Genomic DNA, 23018 nt, shown 5'->3' with positions numbered 1-23018 from the left:
TGGCCGCCAAGCCACAAGATATGGCACATGGGCGGCAAAACAGAAGCTGGCCCACGATTTCCCAAAAAACTTTGACCCATTTGTTCGATTTTTTGATATTCGCGCTTTGTTCCCAACAGGATTGCCAATTTCACCTCCGCAACCGGAGGCCGAAACAGCGATTCCCGTCGCGCGCCGACTGCGTCAGGCCGCCCCGTCCCACGATTTCCCATACCGCATCCCGCAATTTTCCGCGACGCGGCGGCCCGTCAGGCCATGCCCCCCGCGATCAACCGTTCCGCCATCTGCGCATAGGCCTGTGCTGCCGGCCCATCGCCCGCCGCAATCGGCGTGCCCGCATCCCCGGCCAGCCGGGTGTCCAGATCGATCGGCAAGCTCCCCAACAGCGGTACACCCATCTTTTCGGCCTCGGCCGCCACGCCGCCATGGCCGAAAATCCGATGTTCCGATCCACAATCGGGACAGACAAAGGTCGACATATTCTCGATCAAACCCAAAACCGGTGTCTTGAGCGTGGCAAACATGTCCAGCGCCTTGCGCGCATCGATCAGCGCCACATCCTGCGGCGTGCTGACCACGATGGCCCCGGTCAGCTGGCTTTTGGTACATAATGTCAGCTGCACATCCCCGGTGCCCGGCGGCAGATCGACAATCAGCACGTCCAGCTTGCCCCATTCGACCTGACCCAGCATCTGTTGCAACGCCCCCATCAGCATCGGTCCGCGCCAGATCACCGCCTTGCCCTCTTCCATCATGAAGCCGATCGACATCAGCGTGACCCCATGGGCCTGCAGCGGAATGATGGTCTTGCCATCCGGGCTGGCGGGACGTCCCGATGCCCCCATCATCCGCGGCTGGCTGGGACCGTATATATCCGCATCCAACAGGCCCACCTTGCGCCCCGCCCGCGCCAGCGCCACCGCCAGATTCGACGAGACCGTCGATTTGCCCACCCCGCCCTTGCCCGATGCAATCGCCAGAATGCGATCCACGCCACCCGGTTTGGTCGGGCCGTCCTGCGCCTTGGGATGCCCGCCGATCTTCAGGCCCGGCGCCGCCGGTTTCTGCGCGGGGCCATGGGCGGTCAGCGCCACCGACACGCTCTCGACCCCGTCCAGCGCGGCCACTGCCGCCTCGGCCGCACGCCGCAGCGGTTCCATATGGCGCGCAATCTCGGGTGTCGGAGCCTCGATCACAAAGCGCACCGCGCGCCCTTCGATGGTCAGGGCCCGAATCATATCGCGGCTGACAAGGGTGCCGCCATCGGGCAATTCCAGCTTTGACAGGCTGTTTTCGATTTCCGTGCGTGTGACGGCCATGCCGTTTTCTCCCATCTATCAAAGGTGACGTGGCATCCTATGCGCAGAGCGCACAAATGGCGATCATTCGTGACAACTGTTTCGCGCAAGTGCCGGATATTTAGCCATTTCTCCTATGCATTTTCTGCATAGCAGCAATGACTTTGTGTCTATTGTGCAAGTGCAGCAATTGGCTATCTTGGTTGCAAGTTAAGGCGCTAACAGTCGCGCCGATTACACGAAGGTTCAAGACCATGGCTCATGCCCTGACCGCATCACACGAGGCCCCGCGGCTGATACGCCTCCTGCAGACCGTAAAAGAGCGGTTTATACGCCACCGTCTGTTCCGGCAGACCGTTGACGAGCTGTCAGGCCTCAGCAACCGGCAACTGGCCGATCTGGGCATGAACCGTTCGATGATCCGCCGCGTTGCCTATCAGGCGGCGTACGACATGCGCTGAGGCGCAAAACAGTTTTTCCAGTTCAGGCTTGCCTCTCCTCCTCCCTGGCAATTCTGTTGATCGCGGCGGCACCTCTCCTCCTCCCTGGTGTCGCCGCACCTAATACCGGTCTCAACACCGGATCCGTATACACCGGGCGCTCTCCTCCTCCCTGCGTTTCGGTGTTGCAAGAGAACGGCGGCACCTCTCCTCCTCCCTGGTGCCGCCGTTTTCACTGCAACGCAGCTTCGTTGCCAAACCCGCAAAAATGCTCTCTTTTAGGCCCGTCGCCTTTTGGCTTATCGGACCGGACGCTTGATGCTTGTTCTCTCACTACACATCCTGCTTCTGGCCGGGTTTTCACTGAGATTGCTGCTGCGCGACGATCTGGCCGCAGCGACCCGACTCAGCTGGTTCATGGTCATTCTCGTGCTGCCGTTTTTTGGCAGCCTGATCTATTTCCTGTTTGGCGAGGCCAACCTGGGCTATTCCACCCGCGACCGGATTGCCGAGGTGGCGCATTCGGTACACGGACACGCCGCAGAATTGTTCGGCACCGGCGCGTCTGCATTGCACGCCCTGCCGGAACGTTTTCGCCCCGCATTTCTCTATAGCCAGTCGATCAACGGGTTCCCGCCCGTGGCCGGAAACGCCGCCGAACTGATGCCCGATGCCGCCACCGCCCGCCAGCGGTTGATCGCGGATATCGACGCGGCCCAAAACCATGTGCATGTTCTTTATTATATCTGGCTGGATGACGAGACCGGCACCAACACCGCCCGGGCCCTGATCCGAGCCGCGCAGCGCGGCGTGACCTGCCGCGCCATGGCCGACGGGCTGGGCTCGCGTCATTTCGTGCGCTCGCCGCTGTGGCAACAGATGCGCGACGCCGGGGTGCAGGTGGCCGTGGCCCTGCCCATCGGCAATCCGCTGGCCACAGTGCTGAAAAGCCGTCTGGACCTGAGAAACCATCGCAAGATTACCATTATCGACGGCGAAATCACCTATTGCGGCAGCCAGAACTGCGCCGACCCCGAATTTCGCGTCAAAGCCAAATACGCGCCCTGGGTGGACATCATGTTGCGCGCCAAGGGGCCGGTGGTGGCGCAGAATCAGCTGCTCTTTGCCGGCGACTGGATCGCCCATTGCGGCGGCACCCTTGCGGATTTCCCCCTGACCGCCACGCCGCAGGACCCCGGTTTTGTGGCGCAGATCATGGGCGACGGCCCAACCGAACGCCGCCTGGCGACACCGCACTTGTTCGCCGCGCTGATGAACGCGGCCCAACGCCGGGTGATCATCTCGACACCCTATTTTGTGCCCAATTCCATCGTTTTGGAATCCCTCTGCGCCGCCGCTTTCCGGGGCGTGTCGGTGACGATGATCTTTCCCCGCGTCAACGATTCCTGGATCGTCGCCGGTGCCAGCCAATCCTCCTATCACCGCCTGCTCGAGGCCGGTGTGACGATCTGGGAATACGATGGCGGCTTGCTGCACGCCAAAACGCTGACGATCGACGATGAAATCAGCTTTATCGGCTCGTCCAATCTGGACCTACGCAGCTTCGATCTGAACTATGAAAGCAACATATTGCTGCACGACTACGCAATCACCCGGGCCATCGCCCAACGGCAGGCCGACTATATCGACGCATCGCAACCGGTCACCCTGGCGGATGTGAAATGCTGGCCGGCCCATAAACGTATGTGGAACAACGCCATCGCCACGATGGGGCCGGTGCTCTAAAGCGTTTGCACTTTGACCCGAGATATCGGACCCCACCTATCGCATTGAAACCTTTATTTTTCAGGCCGCGTCAGGTGAGACCGGTTTAGGACGAAATGCCCGCGCCTAGAACGGAATGTCATCGCTGGCTGAAACGTATCGCGCAACGATCTTTTTCACCCCGGCCTTTTCGAAATCGACCTCCAGCTTGTCGCCTTCGATCCCGGTCACCGCGCCATAGCCGAACTTCTGGTGAAACACCCGCTCGCCGACGGTAAAGCTGCTGACCGCGTTCAGATCGATCACCGTGTTGCGGCTTTCCTTGGGTTGCGCCATGCCGCGTTGCGCCGCGCGGGCCTGCAACCGCTTCCAGCCGGGCGAATTATAGCCATCCGCCTGCGCCACCCGGTCGGAAATATCGGAATGTTCCGCAGGCGACGACGCCATGCCCGCCGCCCCGTACCCACCGCCATACAGCCCCGGCGGCGTCAGCACCTGCACATGGGCCTCGGGCAGCTCGTCAATGAACCGCGACGGCAACTGCGACTGCCACTGCCCGAACACCCGCCGGTTGCCCGCAAAGGAAATCGTACAGATCTCCTCGGCCCGCGTGATCCCCACATAGGCCAGCCGGCGTTCCTCTTCCAACCCCTTCAGCCCGCTCTCGTCCATGCTGCGCTGGGACGGAAACAGCCCGTCCTCCCAGCCGGGCAGGAACACGGCGGGAAACTCCAGCCCCTTGGCCGCATGCAGGGTCATGATGCTGACCTTTTCCTCGTTGTCGTCGCTGCTGTTGTCCATGATCAGGCTGACATGTTCCAGAAACCCTTGCAGGTTCTCAAACGATTCCAGTGCCTTGATCAGTTCCTTTAGGTTTTCCAGCCGCCCCGGCGCCTCGGGCGTCTTGTCGTTCTGCCACATCCCGGTATAGCCGCTTTCGTCCAGGATGATCTCGGCCAGCTCCATATGGGTCATGCCCGCGTCGCCCGCCATCCGGCCCCAGCGCGCGATGCCGTCGACCAAGGCGCCCAAGGCGCTGCCGCCCTTGCCCTTGATCAGCCCGCCCTGCACCGCCAGCCGCGCCCCTTCCAGCAGCGACACGCCATTGCTGCGCGCCGTGGTCTGGATGGTCTGCTGCGCCTTATCGCCCAGCCCGCGTTTGGGCGTGTTCACGATGCGCTCGAACGCCAGATCGTCGTCGGGGCTGACCACGACGCGGAAATAGGCCATCGCGTCGCGAATCTCCATACGCTCATAAAATCGCGGCCCGCCGATCACCCGATACGGCAGCCCGATGGTCAGGAACCGGTCCTCGAACGCCCGCATCTGGTGGCTGGCGCGCACCAGAATCGCCATCTCGTCCAGCCCGATGGCGCGCATGCCCCGCGTGCCGCGCTGCATCGCCTCGACTTCCTCCCCGATCCAGCGCGCCTCTTCCTCGCCGTCCCAATGGCCGATCAGCCGCACCTGTTCGCCGCCCTCGGCCTCGGTCCACAGCTCTTTGCCCAACCGTCCCTCGTTGCCGCGAATGACCCCGCTGGCCGCACCCAGAATATGCGCTGTGCTGCGATAATTCTGCTCCAGCCGCACCACATGGGCACCGGGAAAATCCGCCTCGAACCGCAGGATATTCCCCACCTCGGCCCCGCGCCAGCCATAGATCGACTGGTCGTCATCGCCGACGCAACAGATGTTCTTGTGCCCGCCCGCCAACAGCCGCAGCCACAGGTACTGGGCGATATTGGTATCCTGATACTCGTCCACCAGAATATAACGGAACCAGCGTTGATATTGCTCCAGAATATCCGGATGGGCCTGGAAAATCGTTACCATATGCAACAGCAGATCGCCGAAATCGACCGCGTTCAGCTCGCGCAGGCGGATCTGGTACTGGCCGTACAGCGCCACACCCTTGCCGTTATAGGCCCCCGCATCGGCGGCGGGCACTTTGGTCGGTGTCAGCGCGCGGTTCTTCCAGCCGTCGATCACTCCGGCCAGCTGGCGCGCGGGCCAGCGTTTGTCATCGATCCCGGCCGCCGCCACCAGTTGCTTGAGCAACCGCAGCTGATCGTCGGTGTCCAGAATGGTGAAATTGCTTTTCAGCCCCGCCAGCTCCGCATGCCGCCGCAACAGTTTCACACAGATCGAATGGAACGTGCCGAGCCACGGCATCCCCTCGATGCTTTGCCCCAGCATGCCGCCGACACGGTTCTTCATCTCGCGCGCGGCCTTGTTGGTAAAGGTCACCGCCAGGATCTCGTTGGGGCGCGCGTTGCCGGTGGTCAGCAGATGCACGATTCGCGCCGTCAGCGCCTTGGTCTTGCCGGTTCCGGCCCCCGCCAGCATCAGCACCGGCCCCTGCAGGGTCTCGACCGCCCGGCGTTGTTCGGGGTTCAGGCCATCCATATAGGGCTGCGGACGCGCGGCCATCGCGCGCGCCGACAGCGAGGCGCCTTCAAAGGCGTCAGTCTCGTCAAAACCGCTCATGATGCGACCATATCCCAGCGCGCCGGGCAGGGAAAGATCTGTTCCAGTAATGTTCCATCCGATTTTTTCACCAAACCACCCCGTTTTCCGGCGGACGGACTCCACCGGCCCGGGGCGCGAAGCGGCATTAAGGTTTTGCAAACCACGATCCGTTCGCGGCATAGTCGACGCATGGAACAGAGCCCGCCGACCGCCGTTCAAACGCGGCATTCGTTTTTTGTCAAACCGGACGGGTGCTCGGGCATCCGCCGCGACAAGCACAGACCAAGACCGGCGACCCGGCCGTGCATGTTCAGGGTCGCCTGACGTGAGCGAAACCGATTTGCAGGCACGGTTTCCCGGCGTTGCCGATCTCAGGGCGCGCGCCCATCGGCGGTTGCCGACATTCGTCTGGGACTATCTCGACAGCGGCACCGGGATGGAAACCACCAAGGCGCGCAACCGCGCCGCACTGGACCGGGTCGGCTTCATGCCGTCGATTCTGCATGGCCAGATCGACCCGGATCTGTCCACCACCTTTCTGGACCGCGCGTTCGCACAGCCTTTTGGCATCGCACCCATCGGCATGTCCGGGCTGATCTGGCCCGATGCCGAGCACCTGCTGGCCCGTGCCGCGCGCACGGCGGGTCTGCCCTTTTGCCTGTCCACCGTCGCCAGCCGCAGCCCCGAGGACCTGGCCCCCGATCTGGGCGACCATGCCTGGTTTCAGCTCTATCCGCCAAAGGCGCCGGAAATTCGCCGCGACCTGCTGGACCGCGCCCGTGCCGCCGGGTTTTCGACGCTGGTGCTGACGGTGGATGTGCCGATGGCCTCGCGGCGCGAACGCCAGACCCGCTCGGGTCTGACGCAACCGCCCCGAATGACGCCGCGCCTGCTGGCGCAGATCGCCCAGCGTCCCGCCTGGGCGATGGGCATGGCGCGGCGCGGCCTGCCTCGGATGCGCACGCTGGACAAATACATCACCGGCGCGCAGGCAAACCTGCCCCCCACCGCCCATATCGGCTATCTGCTGCGCACCTCGCCGGACATGGACTACGTGAAATGGCTGCGCGACCACTGGGACGGGCCGTTCATCGTCAAAGGTGTGCTGCGCGCGCCGGACGCGGCCTCGCTTGAGGCGGCAGGTGTCGATGCGCTATGGGTGTCCAATCATGCGGGGCGGCAATTTGACGGCGCTCCGGGCGGCATCGAATGCCTGCCCGATCTGCGCGCCGCCACCCGCCTGCCGCTGGTGTTTGACAGCGGCATCGAGGGTGGGCTGGACATTCTGCGCGCGCTGGCGTTGGGGGCCGATTTTGTCATGCTGGGGCGCACCTTTCACTTTGCCCTTGCCGCCCTGGGGGCCACAGGCCCTGCGCATCTGATCGACATGCTTTGCAAGGACATGCAGGCCAACATGGGCCAGATCGGCGCGCATACACTGAGCGATCTGCCGCCCGCGATCCAACTGTCCGGCACGGTCTGAACCGCTCTGCCAACGGCCCCCGGCGTCTCGTATGCAAGTGCAGCATAAATTTCGCATTCTGCGGCAAGGAAACATTTACGTGACGTCACAACCCGCCTACACAGTCCTGCAACACTTTCCTGAACCGAGGCCCCGATGACAGTTTTCCACAAGATCCTGATAGCGAACCGCGGCGAGATCGCCATTCGTGTGATGCGTGCGGCGAATGAAATGGGCAAGCGGACGGTGGCGGTTTATGCCGAAGAGGACAAGCTGGGCCTGCACCGTTTCAAGGCCGACGAAGCTTACCGCATCGGCGAGGGCATGGGGCCGGTTGCCGCCTACCTCAGCATCGACGAGATCATCCGCGTGGCGCGCGAATGCGGCGCCGATGCCATCCACCCCGGCTATGGGCTGCTGTCGGAGAACCCGGATTTCGTCGACGCCTGCGACGCCGCCGGCATCGCCTTTATCGGCCCGCGCGCCGAAACCATGCGCGCGCTCGGCGACAAGGCCAGCGCGCGGCGTGTCGCCGTCGAGGCCGGGGTGCCGGTGATCCCGGCGACCGAAGTGCTGGGCGATGACATGGACGTCATCCGCGCCGCGGCCGAGACCGTCGGCTATCCGCTGATGCTCAAGGCGTCCTGGGGCGGCGGCGGGCGCGGCATGCGCCCGATCCAGTCCCCCGACGAGCTGGCGGAAAAGGTCCGCGAGGGCCGCCGCGAGGCCGAGGCCGCATTCGGCAATGGCGAGGGCTATCTGGAAAAGATGATCCTGCGCGCGCGCCATGTCGAAGTGCAGATCCTGGGCGACAAGCACGGCGGCATGTACCACCTGTTCGAACGCGACTGTTCGGTGCAGCGGCGCAACCAAAAGGTCGTCGAACGCGCCCCCGCCCCCTATCTGAGCGACGCCCAACGCGCCGAGATCTGCGAACTCGGTCACCGGATCTGCAAACATGTGAACTATGAATGCGCCGGCACCGTCGAATTCCTGATGGATATGGACGACGGCAAATTCTATTTCATCGAGGTCAACCCCCGCGTTCAGGTCGAACACACCGTGACCGAAGAGGTCACCGGCATCGACATCGTGCGCGCCCAGATCCTGATCGCCGAAGGCAAGACCATCGCCGAGGCCACCGGCAAACCGGCACAGGACGACATCCGCCTCAACGGCCACGCGCTGCAAACCCGCGTCACCACCGAGGATCCGCAGAACAATTTCATCCCCGACTATGGCCGCATCACCGCTTACCGCTCGGCCACCGGCATGGGCATCCGGCTGGACGGCGGCACCGCCTATGCCGGCGGGGTGATCACGCGCTATTACGACAGCCTGCTGACCAAGGTCACCGCCTGGGCCCCTACGCCCGAGGCGGCGATCGCCCGCATGGACCGTGCCTTGCGCGAATTCCGGGTGCGCGGCGTGTCCACCAACATCGCCTTTGTCGAGAACCTGCTGAAACACCCGACCTTTCTGGACAACAGCTATACCACCAAATTCATCGACACCACGCCCGAGCTGTTCCAGTTCGCCAAGCGCCGCGACCGCGGCACCAAGGTGCTGACCTATATCGCCGACATCACCGTCAACGGCCACCCCGAGGTCAGGGATCGCCCCCGCCCGCCCGCCGACCTGCGCCTGCCGCGCGCCCCCGCCCGGCACGGCGAACCGATGATGGGCACCCGCAACCTGCTGGAACAGAAAGGCCCGCAGGCGGTGGCCGACTGGATGAAGGCACAGCGCCAGCTGCTGATCACCGACACCACGATGCGCGACAGCCATCAATCGCTTCTGGCGACCCGGATGCGCAGCATCGACATGATCCGCGTCGCCCCGGCCTATGCCACCAACCTGCCCGGCCTGTTCTCGGTCGAATGCTGGGGCGGGGCAACATTCGACGTGGCCTACCGCTTCCTGCAGGAATGCCCCTGGCAGCGCCTGCGCGATCTGCGCGCCGCCATGCCCAACGTGATGACCCAGATGTTGCTGCGCGGCTCCAACGGCGTTGGCTACACCAACTATCCCGACAACGTGGTGCAGGAATTCGTCCGTCAGGCCGCCGAGACCGGCGTCGATCTGTTCCGGGTCTTTGACGCGCTGAACTGGGTCGAAAACATGCGCGTGGCGATGGATGCGGTGCTTGAGTCCGGCAAGCTCTGCGAAGGCTCGATCTGTTATACCGGCGACATCAACGACCCGGACCGCGCCAAATACAACCTGAAATACTACGTCACCGCAGGCAAGGAACTGCGCGATGCCGGGGCGCATATCCTGGGCCTGAAAGACATGGGCGGCCTGCTCAAACCCACCGCCGCCAAGGCGCTCGTCAAGGCGCTGAAAGAAGAGGTCGGCCTGCCGATCCACTTTCACACCCATGACACCGCCGGGGTCGGCTGCGCCACCATCCTCGCCGCCAGCGAGGCCGGGGTGGATGCGGTCGATTGCGCCATGGACGCGCTGTCGGGCAACACCAGCCAGCCGACCCTGGGTTCGGTGGTCGAGGCGCTGCGCCGCACCGACCGCGACACCGGGCTGAACATCGGCGCGATCCGCGAAATCAGCGAATACTGGGAGGCGGTGCGGGCGCAATATGCCGCGTTCGAATCCGGGCTTCAGGCCCCCAATTCCGAGGTCTACCTGCACGAGATGCCCGGCGGGCAGTTCACCAACCTCAAGGCCCAGGCCCGCAGCCTCGGACTCGAGGACCGCTGGAGCGATGTGGCCCAGACCTATGCCGACGTGAATCAGATGTTCGGCGACATCCCCAAGGTGACGCCCAGTTCCAAGGTGGTCGGGGACATGGCGCTGATGATGGTCAGTCAGGGGCTGACCCGCGCCGATGTCGAAAACCCCGATGTCGACGTGTCCTTTCCCGACTCGGTTGTGGGCATGATGCGCGGCGATCTGGGCCACCCGCCCGGCGGGTTCCCCGATGTGATCGCCCGCAAGGTGCTCAAGGGCGACGCGCCCAACATGGAACGTCCGGGCAAACATCTGCCCGCCGTCGATCTGGAAGCGATCCGCGCCGAGGTCAGCAAGGAACTCGAAGGCAAGGCGGTCGATAACGAGGATCTGAACGGCTATCTGATGTATCCCAAGGTGTTCCTGGACTACATGGGCCGCCATCGCCTCTATGGCCCGGTGCGCACCCTGCCGACCACGACGTTCTTTTACGGCATGCAACCCGGCGAAGAACTGAGCGCCGAAATCGACCCCGGCAAGACACTGGAAATCCGCATGCAGGCGGTGGGCGAAACCGACGAGGCGGGCGAGGTCAAGGTGTTCTTCGAACTCAACGGCCAGCCCCGCGTGGTGCGCGTGCCCAACCGCATGGTCACCGCCACCACCGTCACCCGCGCCAAGGCCGAACCGGGCAACGCCAACCACATCGGCGCGCCGATGCCCGGCGTGGTGGCCACCGTCGCCGTCACCGCGGGCCAGCAGGTCAAGGAGGGCGATCTGCTGCTCACCATCGAAGCGATGAAGATGGAAACCGGCCTGCACGCCGAACGCGACGCAACCGTCAAAACGGTGCACGTCGCCCCAGCCAGCCAGATCGACGCCAAGGATCTCCTCATCGAAATGGAATAGCCATCGGCGATCGGCGGAGCCGTGCCCGGCTCCGCCGTTTGCAATCCGCCATCGCACGCGGTGTTTACCCGGCCGATCCCCACCGGGATGGCCATCGCGTATGTACGGCATATGTCCAGGATATGTACGCGGTCCATACGGCACCCTGACCATGACACACAGGCGTTGACGCCACGATCGCCGTAGCGCGCGAATTTGGTTTACAGACTGTTGCGCACCCCAGCTGTCACAGCCCCAATTCGGCGCGCAGCTTCTTGGTCAGCTTGGCAACGATCATGTCATAAGACAGGCGGATGTGGCGCTGCAACTCGGCGTCCGACAGGCCCGGCGCCGCATAATGCTGTAACCATTTCATCCCGCGTGACGCCAGATAGGGCGCGGGCCGGATGCCCGGCATATCGCCCAGAACCTCGAACGCGATCTCGCTGACCTTAAAGGTGAACGCGTCCTCGCCATCGGCCCAGCCGCAGATCGCAAACACCTTGCCGCCGACCTTCCAGACATCGGCATTGCCCCATTGCACCACATGCGTGGTCTGAGGCAAACCCTTGCAAAATAGGTTGAATTCCTCGCGTGTCATGCCAGCCTGCCCCTGTTTGCGCCCCTGCCCGACGTCCATCGCGACGCCCGGTGCAGGGTTGATATGGCACGCCTCCGACGCGCCGCGCAACCGGGGCTGGCGCTCACATGACCCGGCGCGGCTCGATCTTCTGCGTCTTTACGGCAGGCGGCCCGCTGAACCCCGTGGATAGCAAAGCCTGCCTCTCCTGCGTATCCGGCAGCGCCAGAGCCACGCAGATGCAGCTGATCAGAATACCCAATTTGACCGTTTCCCGGCAGATCATCGCATTCCCTTCCCGCCTTTGACCTGGTGTTACGATGTTCAACGCATGACCACGCCGGATCCGTCGTGCGGCGGGTCAATTTTTTTTACGATTCTCTTTGTTTTTCCTCTTGCGGGTTCGGTCAGTTGTTTATATCTCACGCCTCACCCAAGGACGCGGGCGTAGCTCAGGGGTAGAGCATAACCTTGCCAAGGTTAGGGTCGTGAGTTCGAATCTCATCGCCCGCTCCATTTTCACCAGACACGATCGGAAATGGGGCGCCGCCGGGGTCGGTAGAGACAAATAAAATGTCCAAGCTTCAATGCCATGTCGGCAGGCTTGTCCTGACGTGGACAAGCGCGCCGTTTTTCCCGTCCGGCGTTAGAACGCCTTGAACGTGATCGTTGTCAGCGAGCGTTCGATTCCCGGAATGCTCAGCAGATTCTCGTTGATATACTTCCCCACATCCGCGTCACCCGGAATATACAGCTTCATCAGCAGATCATATTCGCCACTGGTCGAATAAAGCTCGGAATGGATTTCACGCAGGGCGATTTCTTCCGCCACCTTGTAGGTGGTGCCGGGTTTGCAGCGCAGCTGAATATAGACGCAGGTGGTCATCGGGTGGCCTCATTTCTGGTTTGCGGGCACGCTGGCACGACGCGCGTCAGGGTGCAATCCCCTGCTGTCGCGGCTTGGCAGCCACAGGCAGGGCGTGACGGGCCCGGAACCGCTTGGAACCCAGCCCCGCTGGCCCTATAAGCGGCCCAAGCAGACAGGACAGCACCATGCGCAGCGCCACCATCACCCGTAAGACCGCAGAAACCGACATTACCGTGCAGATCGACCTGGACGGCACCGGGGCCTATGACAACAAGACCGGTGTGGGGTTCTTTGACCACATGCTGGATCAGTTGGCCCGCCATTCGCTGGTCGACTTGACGATCCGCGCCACCGGCGATCTGCACATCGACGATCATCACACGGTCGAGGACGTCGGGATCGCGCTGGGACAGGCCCTGGCGCAGGCCCTGGGCGACAAGCGCGGCATTCGCCGGTACGGTGCCTGCCTGTTGCCGATGGACGACGCGCAGGTGCGCACGGCGCTGGATCTGTCGGCGCGCCCGTTCCTGATCTGGAACGTGGATCTGCCAACACCCAAGATCGGCACGTTTGACACCGAACTGGTGCGCGAATTCTTTCAGGCGCTCTCGACACATGGCGGCATCACACTGCACGTGGACCGGCTGCACGGGCTGAACAGCCATCACATCGCCGAAGCGGCGTTCAAATCCGTGGCCCGCGCCCTGCGCGAGGCGGTCGAGATCGATCCGCGCAAGGCCGATGCCGTGCCGTCCACCAAAGGCGCGCTGTGATGCGATGCTGACAGCGATCGTCGATTACGAAAGCGGCAACCTGCATTCCGCCGAAAAGGCGTTTCAGCGCATGGCCCGCGAGGTGGACGCCGGCACGGTTGTGGTAACGGGTGACGCAGACGTGGTGGCCCGCGCCGATCGTGTGGTCCTGCCCGGCGACGGTGCCTTTCCCGCCTGCGCAGCCGCCCTGCGCGACCATTCGGGGCTGTTCGATGCCCTGGTCGAAGCGGTCGAAATCCGCGCCCGCCCCTTTCTGGGCATCTGCGTCGGCATGCAACTGATGGCCAGTTGGGGCCGCGAATACGAAGATTCGCCCGGGTTGGACTGGGTCAAGGGCGAGGTGGTTCGTATCACGCCCGCAGATGCAGCCCTGAAGGTGCCGCACATGGGCTGGAACGATCTGGTCATCGACACGCCGCACCCTGTGTTCGACGGCATCGAGACGGGCGATCACGCCTATTTCGTGCATTCCTACCAGTTCCACGTCGCCGATCCCGCCCAGCGGCTCGCGCATGTGGATTATGGCGGAGATGTCACCGCCGTGATCGGTCGGGGCACCATGCTCGGGATGCAGTTCCATCCCGAGAAAAGTCAGGCGGCGGGCCTCCGGATGATTGCCAATTTCTTGCGCTGGACTCCATAGGTCCAACCGGCCTCAACCAAATTCGACCAGCGTTTCATCCAGAGATTTGCGCAGGGCAACCAGCAATCCATCAATGTCGGATCGCGTCACGATCAGGGGCGGGCACAGGGTGATGGTATCCACTGCCGCCCGTGAAATCACGCCGTGTTCGAACAACCTTGCTGCCGCATACCCGCCCAGCTTGCCCGGCGTTTCCGCCGCTGTCTTGGCGGCCTTGTCCAGTACCAGTTCGATCCCTGCAATCAGGGCGACGCCGCGCACCTCGCCCACCAGAGGATGGTCCGCCAGCGTGCGCAGTTCGGCCTGCAAATAGCCGCCGACCTCTGCCGAATTGGCCACCAGGTCGCGCTCCTGGATGATGGCGAGGTTTTCCAGTGCGATGGCTGCGCCAACCGGATGCCCGGCACCGGTGAACCCGTGGCCCAGAACGCCGATCCGGTTGCTTTCGTCGGCGATCGGTTCGAACACACGCGCGTTGATCATGAATGCGGACAGCGGGAAATAGGTCGAGGTCAGTTGTTTGGACATCACCAGGATGTCCGGTTTCATACCATAGGTCTGCGAGCCAAACATCTGCCCGGTACGGCCAAAGCCACAGATCACCTCATCCGCGATCAGCAGGATATCGTGCCGGTTCAGCACCTGCTGGATCTTGTCCCAATAGGTCGCCGGGGGGACCACAACGCCCCCCGCGCCCATCACCGGCTCGGCGATAAAGGCCATCACGGTTTCCGGCCCCTCGGCCTGAATCATCGCTTCGAGATCGTCCGCCAAACGGGTGGCAAACTGCTCTTCACTCTCACCCTCCAGCCCCTCGCGATAATGGTGCGGACAGCCGGTGTGCAGCACATTGGCAATCGGCAGATCAAACGACGCGTGGTTGATCGGCAGGCCCGTCATGCTGGCCGAGGCGATGGTGACCCCGTGATAACCACGCAGCCGGCTGATGACCTTCTTGCGGTGTGGCTGGCCCATGGCGTTGGATCGATACCACAGCAGTTTGAGCACGGTGTCGTTGGCCTCGGACCCAGAATTGGTAAAGAATACCTTGCTCATGGGCACCGGCGCGAGTTCGATCAGCTTTTCCGCAAGATCGATGGCCGGCCCGTGCGAGCGGCCGCCAAAGCTGTGGTAATAGGGCAGCTTCTCCATCTGCCGCGCCGCCGCCTGTGCAAGGCGCCGCTCGCTAAAGCCGACGGCGGTGCTCCACAACCCGGCCATGCCCTCGAAATACCGGTTGCCTTCGCTGTCGTAGACATAAGCACCCTCGCCCCGCTCGATCACCACCGGTCCAGTCTGTTGATGGGCACGCGCATTGGTATATCCATGCAGGTGATAAGCGACGTCGCGGGCTTCGGCTGAGTTGGGGTGCAGGGTCATGGCAGCGGTCCAATATTTCGGTAACAAGGCAAGTATTTACGCACCATGCACCGGCCTGCGCAGCATTTCCAGACCTTTAACGCCGCCCAGGGACTGCCTCAGCTGGCATAGCTTACCATCAGCGTGATCCCCAACAGAACAGCGATCCAAAGCACCATCGCACCGGTTGGCCAGAACTGTGACGTCCGTCCCTGCGGGCCGAATGAGTGGTACAGGGTGATGATCATCCCTTTCAGCCATGTGGTTTTCAGGATTTCGATGCCCTTGAAAATCCCGCCCACCGGGCCGGACAGCCATTGGATCAGGCGGGGCAGCATCCGCCGATAGGTCCAATCGGTGTCCAGATTTATGGCCCGGATCTCTGCCGGATGAATGCCGGTGCGCATCAGGAAGCAGAAGGCGAGAAGCGCAAAGCACAACAACTGCAGCTGCGTCACCACATGCCCCACGGTATAGGGCTGATATTCGACCTCATATGGCAGCAGAGCATACAGCGGTTCAGGAAAGATGCCGATCAGGATGCACAGGGCTGCGGTGATGCCCATGGCCAGTTGCATGTGCACCGGTGCCTCTTTGGGACGTTTGCCACTGTCATGGGCGAAAAAGGTGAAATACGGAATCTTGATGCCCGAGTGGCTGAGAACACCCGCCGAGGCAAACAGCATAATGGCCCAGATCCACGGGTAATTCTCTTCCGCCGTGGCGCTCATAACCAGCGATTTGGTGACAAACCCCGAAAACAGCGGAAAGGCCGAGATCGACGCGGCACCGACGAGACAGAACATGGCGGTGCGCGGCATGGTGCGATACAACCCGCCCAGCTCCGACGCCTTGGATGTGCCGGTTCGGAACATCACCGCCCCCACGCTCATGAACAACAGCGCCTTGTACAGGATATGCGCAAAAGCATGGCTGGCGGTGCCGTTCAGCGACATCTCGGTGCCGATGCCGATGCCCACGACCATGAACCCCAACTGGTTGTTCAGGCTATAGGCCAGCACCCGGCGCAGATCGTTTTCAATCTCGGCAAAGAAAATCGGGAACAGCGTCATGATCGCGCCGATATAGATCAGGATTTCGGTGCCCGCGAACCCACGCGCCAAGGCATATACCGCCAGCTTGGTGGTAAAAGCCGACAGGATCACCGTGCCTGTGACAGTTGCCGCCGGATAGCTGTCCTGTAGCCAGTTGTGCAGCAACGGAAAGGCACATTTGATCCCGAAGCTGAGAAAGATCAGCCAGGTCGCCGGGCTACCAAGCTCCATGCGCTCAAAGGCGATGCTGCCGGTATCCACATACATCAGGATAACCCCGGCCAGCAGGATCACACCCGATCCGACCTGAATGATCAGATACCGCATGCCGGTATGAAACGACCCCACCGTCCTCCTTGCCCAGATCAGAAAGACCGAGGAAATCGCGGTGCCTTCCCAATAGAAAAACAGGGTGATCAGATCGCCCGCAAACACCGCCCCGATGGCCGCACCTGCATACATCAGCGCCGCGACCTGCTGTACGATATCGCGCACATGCCACGCGTAGAGATTACCCAGAAACGCGGCGATACAAAAAATCAGCGCAAAAACCCGGCTCAGCTTGTCGACCCGCATCAGATCCAGTGAAAAGCCAAAAAACTCGAGCTGCACCAGATTGCCCAACGGCAAGGACCAGACCTGCAAGGCTGCGATCGCCGGTATCGCCAGCAGCACAACACCGCGGATTGCGCCGCGGGGCAGCACCGGCAAGGCGAGCGCCGCCAGAAAGTACAGGAATGCGGTGGGGATCTGCTCAAGCATCGTAATCCACCTCGTCCAACTCATCCACAGGGTATTCCTCGCGGTCGATCGCCTTGTCGCCGTAATAATTCTCGGGTCGTTTGATAAAGAACCGCAGGGTCTTGGCCACCAGGATCAGGGCGGAGAACATGACAAAACCGTAGATGCCGTAAAATCCGGGAATTTCTTCAGCGGTGAAATACGGGTGCTTTTTATAGGTGAAATCGGCGAGAAAGAGCACCACGCAAACGCCTGCCAGCGCATAAACGATCTTGTCCACGTTGCCGGGACCATCGACCCACAACAGCGCACGCCCCAAAGGCGGAAATCTGTCTGGGTTGTCGGGTTTCTTATTGGCCATTGCTCACCCCCGTTTCTGCGACCAGCGGCATCAGGAAGGTCTGGATATCGCCTGCATAGAAGAACAGCACCAGGCAGCCAAACGCGGTCAGGGCCGGGGGCAGCCAAACCAGAACCCCGGCTTCCGCCGATTTGGCACCGGCCGCGATCTCGGGGTTCGGAAGAAAGAACCCGCGCCCGACGATGGACAACAGATAGGCCACGTTCAGCAGCGAGCTGACCATCAATACGACGATCATCACCCACTGCCCGGTATCCGCCGCGCCCATGACCAGCAGCCATTTGCTCCAGGATCCACCCAAAGGCGGCAGGCCGATGATTGACAGCGCGCCAATCAGAAACGCACCAAAAGTGATCGGCATAACACGACCCAATCCGGTCATCTGGCTGATTTCCGTCTTGTGCACCGCTACATAGATCGAGCCTGCGCACATGAACAACGTGATCTTGCCCATCGCGTGCATGGCAATATGCATGCCGCCGCCCAGCACCCCCATTGACGTCGCCAGCGCCATGCCCAGCGTGATGTAACTCAGCTGGCTGACGGTGGAATAGGCCAGCCGCGCCTTAAGGTTATCCTTGGTCATCGCGACGATGGATGCGGCAACGATGCTGAACGCGGCCAGCCACATCAGCCACTCGGACGCACCGGTTTCGGCCAGAAAATCGATACCAAAAATATAGATCCCGACCTTGAGCATGGTGAACACCCCGGCCTTGACCACGGCGACGGCGTGCAGCAGCGCGGACACCGGCGTCGGGGCCACCATGGCGGCAGGCAGCCAGCGATGAAACGGCATCAACGCCGCCTTGCCGACGCCAAAGGCATAGAGCGCCAGCAACACCGCTACCATCGGCCCGGCGATGTGCCCTTCAAGAATACCGCCCTTGGTGAAGTCCAGCGTGCCGGTGATGGTCCAGGTCCAGATCACCGCCACCAGTTGCAGACCGATCGACGTACCGATCAGTATGCCCAGATAGGTGCGCGCGCCTGCGGTCGCCTCGGGCGTGCCCTTGTGTGCGACCAGCGGGAAGGTGGACAGGGTCAGCGCCTCGTAGAACAAGAACAGGGTGAACATATTGGCGGAAAAGGCGATACCCATGGTGGTCGAGATCGCCACCGAGAAGAAACAGAAGAACCGGGCGTGGTTATCCTCGTTGTTGCCGCGCATATAGCCGACGCCATACAGATGCGTGACAATCCACAAACCGCTGGCAACGATAGCAAACAACAGACCCAGGGGTTCGACGTTGAACGCCAGATCCAGTCCCGGCATCACCGAGAACAGGACCAGGGGCTCGGTGGTGCCGTTGCCTTCGTTGTACAGGATGTTCAGAACGCTGCCAAAGGTCAGGATCGCCGCAACCAGCGTCATGCCATCCCGCAGGTTGGGGGAATCGCGCAGCACCAGATTGCCGATGGCCGCCAGGGCCGGGATCAGCATGCAGGCCAGAATGGCGGTATTGGTATCCATGCCGACCCCCTATCGCATTCCGGCGGAACCGGACATCAGACCCTGTGCGGCGGTCTGGGCCGCGCTCAGGGTGAGGTCCGTGTTCAGGCCGAAATAAATACACGCCAACGCCGCGATCCACATGGGAACCACCATCGACATGGGGGCTTCACGCACCTCGCAGTTTTCTGGCGTCGGGCGCATATACAGCACCTCAATCACCCGCCAGACATAGATCACCGCCAACAGGCTGGACGCAACGATCAGAATGGCCACCGGCCACCAGCCCTTTTCCAGCGCGCCCTGCACCAGCACCCATTTCGAGATGAACCCGGCGGTTCCCGGCACGCCGATCAGGCTGAGCCCGCCGACGACCACCGCTGCCGATGTCAGCGGCATCCGCCGCCCCAGCCCCTGGATCGTATCGTAATAGGATCCGTTGGCGGTGAAGACATAAGCGCCGACAGCCATGAACAGCGTCGCCTTGGTGATGCCGTGATTGAACAGATGCGCAACCGCTGCGGTCACACCGGTTTCCGTCAGAAACGAAATCCCCAGCAGTATATACCCAATTTGCGCCACACTTGAAAAGGCCAGCATCATCTTGAAATCGCTTTGAAAGATGGCCACGAAACTGCAAGCAAACATGGCGATAAGCGCGAAGGGCAGGATGATAAATTCCAGCGTATTGAATTCGAACAGGAAATTTGGCTGGAAAACCGAAAAGATGAACCGCAGCATCACATAGACCGCAACCTTGGTCGCCGTTGCCGCCAGAAACGCGGTTACCGCCGAAGGCGCATATGTATAGGCGTTTGGCAGCCACCTGTGCAGCGGGTACATCGCCACCTTCAGCCCGATCCCGACAACGATAAAGGCAAAGGCGGCGCGGATCGTGCGGTTGCTGCCCTGCTCGGCAATCCGATCGGCGATATCCGCCAAGTTCAGCGTTCCCGTCGCCATATAAAGAAACCCGATGCCAATGACGAAAAAGGTCGCGCCGACGGTCCCCATGATCAGATAGTCGTAGGCCGCCGTCAGCGCCCGTTTGTCCCGCTCGGCCCCTTGGGCGATCAGCACATAGGTAGACAGCGACGACACTTCCAGGAAGACAAAGACGTTGAACGCATCCCCGGTGATGGTCACTCCCAACAGCCCGCTGAAGCACAGAAGATAGGCAGCATAGAAGGCGGTGTGATGCCGGGTCGAGATTTCCTTGCTGAAACTGGTGCGGGCATAAGGCAGCACCACGGTGCTGATGGCCGCGACCAGGAACAGCACAAAGGCATTGGCTGCATCCACCCGGTATTCGATCCCCAAAGGCGGCGCCCAGCCCCCCATGCGATAGGAAATGATGCTGCCATCCAGAACCTGGCTCAACAAAATGGCGGCAATGACCAGTGACAGCGCGCTGGCGGCAAAGGCAATCGGCCATGCCAGGCGACGGCTTCCGAGAACGACAATCAGCGGGGCCGCGATGAACGAGACCAGAATCTGAAGCGCGGGCAATTGGTCGACCAGCGTCAACGCCGTGTGGAGAACAGTTTCCGTAGCCATCAGCCGCGCTCGCCGATCACTTCACTATGCTGGCGAACATCCTGCAGAGCCATTTCCTTTTCAATCTTTAGAATCTCGTCTTCCTCGATGGTGCCATATTCCTCGCGGATGCGTACAATCAGCGCCAAGCCCAGCGAGGTCGTGGCGATGCCAACGACAATGGCTGTCAGGATCAGAACGTGGGGCAGCGGGTTCGAGTACACGACTGCCGGATCAACATTCATGTCCAGCGGAAAAATCGGCGCAGTGCCTCCCGTGACCTTGCCGATCGAGATGTACAACATGAAAACGGCGGTCTGAAAGATGTTCAGCCCAACAATCTTCTTCACCAGGTTTCCCTTGGCCACAACGATATAAAAGCCGGTCATCATCAACACGATGAACAGCCAGTAATTTATGTGGCCGACTACGAACTCCCAATCGATTGCCTGCATCGTCACCACGCCTCATCATCCATGATCGGGGTCCGCGAGGTGAAGGCATAGTAGATTGTCACCATGACCCCGGTCACGGTAACACCAACCCCCAATTCGACCAGAAGAATCCCATAATGCTGGCCCTTTTCCGGGTAATCCGGGCTGAGCGCAGTATAATCCAGAAAGCCGTATCCGACGAACAGGCTGTAGACACCCGTCGCGGCATAGATCAGAACCCCCAGCGCCGCCATCTTGTGAACCACCCACGGCGGCAACACGCGCTGTGCCTCGTCGAGGCTGAACACCACGCCGTAAATGATAAAGGCCACCGCCATGATCACACCGGCCTGAAAGCCCCCGCCGGGCGAATAGTCGCCGTGAAACTGCACATACAGCGCGAACAACATGATCGAACCGATCAGAAGCTTGGTAATCACGCGCAAGATCAGGTGATGACGCATCAGACGTCCTCTCTCTTGTTCCGGCGACGGCGACGCAACCCGCTGAGCAGCAACAGCACGCCGATCCCGGCGGTGAAAACCACCGCCGTCTCGCCCAGCGTGTCAAAGCCACGATAACTGGCAAGAATGGCAGTCACGATATTGGGTACGCCGATCTCATGCACGCTGCGCTCGAGATACTCGGGTGCCACATGTACCTGCGCTGGCGCCGTTGCCGAACCGAAATTCGGCATATCCAGCGTGCCATAGATCAGCGTTGCACCTGTCACCAGGACCACGAACAGCGGAATCGCAGGCGAATGGGACGGCGCGCTTTCAAAACGACGCGTCAATGCCAGCGTTCCCAGCATCAGAACGGTCGAAATTCCAGCCCCGACGGCGGCCTCGGTAAAGGCGACATCGACAGCATCCAGCACCACCAGCAACAGCGCCGACAACAGGCTGAACACCCCCGACAGCATGGCGGTGGCAAACAGGCTTTGCGTGCGCACAACCGCCAGCGCCGTCGCGACCAGCAAGGTGAACAGGGTGATATTGATAAAAGTTTCTATGTCGGGCCTGCCTTGTCGTCCTGTGTGGCCGCGTCGGCGTCGTCGCGGTCCACCGATGATCTGGGTTTCAGGCCGGACACCAGCGCCGCATTGGCCACCGCATGGGTCGATGTCGGGCCGGTGATGAACAGAAAGGCCAATATGAGCAACAGCTTCACGGTCACCAGGGTCAGCCCGGCCTGCAATGCCATTCCAACGATCAACAGGATCACCCCGGCGCTATCAGTCACCGAAACCGCGTGCAGCCGCGACCAGAAGTCCGGGAACCGGACCAGCCCGACGGCCCCGACGATCGCAAAGAACGATCCGCCGATGATGAAGATCCAGCTCAGGATATCGATCACTGCCTGCATGTTCTCACCCATCCGTTTCGGCCGTATCGCGCCGCACATCGCCAATGGCACGGTAACGGAAAAATTTCAGGATCGCGATGGTCCCGACAAAATTGATCAAGGCGTACAACAGGGCTATGTCCAGGAAGTCGGGACGGCCGTTCAAAAAACCGACCACGCCGATGAACAGCACCGTGTGTGTCCCGAACGAGTTCAGCGCCAGAACCCGGTCATACAGCGACGGTCCCACGAACAGGCGAATCAGCACCAGTACCATGGCAATGAACAGGGCAATGACAGCCAGAATGAACATCATGCCACCTTCGGGTGTTCAATGGCACTGACCCGCCCGTCCATGTCCGCCAAGGCGTCCATGTCCTCGGGGGCATAGGCCAGCGCATGCACTAGGAAATAACCCAGATCGGTTTCGACCGTCAGGGTCCCCGGCGTCAGCGTGATCGAATTGGCAAAGATCACCTGGCCCAGATCGGTTTTCTGCGTATGAGGCACCGAGAACAGATGTTGAACGATTGGCATTTTCGGCGACAGGACAATCCGCGTTACGGACCAGCTCGACTTGGCGATTTCAGCCAACAGCCAAATAAAATATCCGACCGACGCCAGCGGCTTCAGCCGGATTTCGACCCGGTCACCGTCTACTGTATCCATGCGTTGCAGCACGTAGACCACCAGCACGACAGAAACGGCACCCAGCCCGACCACCATCGTGGTGTAAACACCCGACATCAGCAGCCACAGGCCAGCGAGAACAACAGCAGTTCCGATTACGCGCACCCGAAGCCCCCACCCTGTCGACAGCCGCAGCCATGAATATCAGGGGGCACTGGCCGTTCTTGTTTTATCGATTCGGATAATTGTAAAAAAACTTTTCATCTTT

21 protein-coding genes and 1 tRNA gene are annotated in these 23018 nt (G+C 61.5%); 7 read left to right on the top strand and 15 right to left on the bottom strand.

The annotated features are described in order from the left end of the window. Positions 1-248: 248 nt before the first annotated feature. Positions 249-1319, bottom strand: a complete 1071-nt coding sequence (locus tag NANH_RS0119480; RefSeq protein WP_027263585.1) for an Mrp/NBP35 family ATP-binding protein — start codon at positions 1317-1319, stop codon at positions 249-251. A gap of 233 nt (positions 1320-1552) precedes the next feature. On the opposite strand from NANH_RS0119480, the gene NANH_RS0119475 reads away from it, so the two are divergent. Continuing rightward, a complete protein-coding gene (locus NANH_RS0119475; RefSeq protein ID WP_027263584.1) occupies positions 1553-1759 on the top strand; it encodes a DUF1127 domain-containing protein in 207 nt (68 codons plus the stop codon). Positions 1760-2056: 297 nt separating this feature from the next. Continuing rightward, a complete protein-coding gene (gene cls / locus NANH_RS0119470) occupies positions 2057-3484 on the top strand; it encodes a cardiolipin synthase (RefSeq protein WP_036050097.1) in 1428 nt (475 codons plus the stop codon). Between the two features lie 105 nt (positions 3485-3589). On the opposite strand, the gene NANH_RS0119465 is transcribed toward cls, so the two are convergent. Then, positions 3590-5950, bottom strand: a complete 2361-nt coding sequence (locus NANH_RS0119465) for an ATP-dependent helicase (RefSeq protein ID WP_027263582.1) — start codon at positions 5948-5950, stop codon at positions 3590-3592. A gap of 307 nt (positions 5951-6257) precedes the next feature. On the opposite strand from NANH_RS0119465, the gene NANH_RS0119460 reads away from it, so the two are divergent. Further along, complete coding sequence (locus NANH_RS0119460) at positions 6258-7415, top strand: alpha-hydroxy acid oxidase (RefSeq protein WP_036050094.1); 1158 nt, start codon at positions 6258-6260, stop codon at positions 7413-7415. A 135-nt stretch (positions 7416-7550) separates the two neighbouring features. Beyond that, positions 7551-10991: a pyruvate carboxylase gene (locus NANH_RS0119455; RefSeq protein ID WP_027263580.1), complete on the top strand. Its 3441-nt coding sequence runs from the start codon at positions 7551-7553 to the stop codon at positions 10989-10991. 226 nt (positions 10992-11217) lie between these two features. On the opposite strand, the gene NANH_RS0119450 is transcribed toward NANH_RS0119455, so the two are convergent. Further along, on the bottom strand, positions 11218-11571 hold the full coding sequence (locus NANH_RS0119450) for an MmcQ/YjbR family DNA-binding protein (protein WP_027263579.1): 354 nt from the start codon (positions 11569-11571) through the stop codon (positions 11218-11220). A 420-nt stretch (positions 11572-11991) separates the two neighbouring features. Here NANH_RS0119450 and NANH_RS0119440 point away from each other — a divergent pair. Then, a tRNA-Gly gene (locus NANH_RS0119440) sits at positions 11992-12066 on the top strand. Positions 12067-12196: 130 nt separating this feature from the next. Here NANH_RS0119440 and NANH_RS0119435 read toward each other — a convergent pair. Further along, positions 12197-12436 carry an Lrp/AsnC ligand binding domain-containing protein gene (locus tag NANH_RS0119435; protein WP_027263578.1) on the bottom strand — a complete coding sequence of 80 codons (240 nt, stop codon included), beginning with the start codon at positions 12434-12436 and terminating at the stop codon, positions 12197-12199. 167 nt (positions 12437-12603) lie between these two features. On the opposite strand from NANH_RS0119435, the gene hisB reads away from it, so the two are divergent. Together hisB and hisH are read left to right on the top strand one after the other, a co-directional pair. After that, positions 12604-13191 (top strand): imidazoleglycerol-phosphate dehydratase HisB, encoded by a 588-nt coding sequence (gene hisB / locus NANH_RS0119430; protein ID WP_027263577.1) that lies wholly within the window; start codon positions 12604-12606, stop codon positions 13189-13191. Between the two features lie 4 nt (positions 13192-13195). Next, positions 13196-13834: an imidazole glycerol phosphate synthase subunit HisH gene (gene hisH, locus NANH_RS0119425; RefSeq protein ID WP_027263576.1), complete on the top strand. Its 639-nt coding sequence runs from the start codon at positions 13196-13198 to the stop codon at positions 13832-13834. 12 nt (positions 13835-13846) lie between these two features. On the opposite strand, the gene NANH_RS0119420 is transcribed toward hisH, so the two are convergent. The 11 genes from NANH_RS0119420 to NANH_RS0119370 all read right to left on the bottom strand — a co-directional run bounded on the left by NANH_RS0119420 (position 13847) and on the right by NANH_RS0119370 (position 22915). Next, positions 13847-15214, bottom strand: coding sequence for an aspartate aminotransferase family protein (locus NANH_RS0119420; protein WP_027263575.1), 1368 nt, complete (start codon positions 15212-15214; stop codon positions 13847-13849). Between the two features lie 98 nt (positions 15215-15312). Next, entirely contained in the window at positions 15313-17010 is a 1698-nt protein-coding gene (locus tag NANH_RS0119415) for a Na(+)/H(+) antiporter subunit D (protein WP_027263574.1), read from the bottom strand. Next, complete coding sequence (locus NANH_RS0119410; RefSeq protein ID WP_027263573.1) at positions 17003-17350, bottom strand: hypothetical protein; 348 nt, start codon at positions 17348-17350, stop codon at positions 17003-17005. Before NANH_RS0119410 ends, NANH_RS0119415 begins: the two co-directional genes overlap by 8 nt. Continuing rightward, positions 17340-18824 (bottom strand): proton-conducting transporter transmembrane domain-containing protein, encoded by a 1485-nt coding sequence (locus tag NANH_RS0119405; protein WP_027263572.1) that lies wholly within the window; start codon positions 18822-18824, stop codon positions 17340-17342. The genes NANH_RS0119410 and NANH_RS0119405 overlap by 11 nt, the downstream gene beginning before the upstream one ends. A 9-nt stretch (positions 18825-18833) precedes the next feature. After that, entirely contained in the window at positions 18834-20360 is a 1527-nt protein-coding gene (locus NANH_RS0119400) for a monovalent cation/H+ antiporter subunit D family protein (protein WP_051372513.1), read from the bottom strand. Further along, the gene (locus NANH_RS0119395; protein ID WP_036050085.1) at positions 20360-20794 is read right to left on the bottom strand and encodes a cation:proton antiporter subunit C; all 435 of its coding nucleotides are present in this window, start codon (positions 20792-20794) and stop codon (positions 20360-20362) included. The genes NANH_RS0119400 and NANH_RS0119395 overlap by 1 nt, the downstream gene beginning before the upstream one ends. A gap of 2 nt (positions 20795-20796) precedes the next feature. Beyond that, positions 20797-21237: a Na(+)/H(+) antiporter subunit B gene (locus NANH_RS0119390; protein ID WP_027263569.1), complete on the bottom strand. Its 441-nt coding sequence runs from the start codon at positions 21235-21237 to the stop codon at positions 20797-20799. Further along, positions 21237-21776, bottom strand: coding sequence for a DUF4040 domain-containing protein (locus NANH_RS0119385; RefSeq protein WP_281171044.1), 540 nt, complete (start codon positions 21774-21776; stop codon positions 21237-21239). The genes NANH_RS0119390 and NANH_RS0119385 overlap by 1 nt, the downstream gene beginning before the upstream one ends. A gap of 8 nt (positions 21777-21784) precedes the next feature. Continuing rightward, positions 21785-22153 carry a monovalent cation/H(+) antiporter subunit G gene (gene mnhG, locus NANH_RS26620; protein WP_245601471.1) on the bottom strand — a complete coding sequence of 123 codons (369 nt, stop codon included), beginning with the start codon at positions 22151-22153 and terminating at the stop codon, positions 21785-21787. Then, a complete protein-coding gene (locus NANH_RS0119375; protein WP_245601470.1) occupies positions 22146-22436 on the bottom strand; it encodes a monovalent cation/H+ antiporter complex subunit F in 291 nt (96 codons plus the stop codon). Before NANH_RS0119375 ends, mnhG begins: the two co-directional genes overlap by 8 nt. Then, the gene (locus NANH_RS0119370) at positions 22433-22915 is read right to left on the bottom strand and encodes a Na+/H+ antiporter subunit E (protein WP_036050082.1); all 483 of its coding nucleotides are present in this window, start codon (positions 22913-22915) and stop codon (positions 22433-22435) included. Before NANH_RS0119370 ends, NANH_RS0119375 begins: the two co-directional genes overlap by 4 nt. Between the last annotated feature and the right edge of the window lie 103 nt (positions 22916-23018).

Source organism: Sedimentitalea nanhaiensis DSM 24252 (genome assembly GCF_000473225.1).
Taxonomy (GTDB): Bacteria; Pseudomonadota; Alphaproteobacteria; order Rhodobacterales; family Rhodobacteraceae; genus Sedimentitalea; species Sedimentitalea nanhaiensis.
This window is presented reverse-complemented; position numbering and strand designations above follow the sequence as displayed.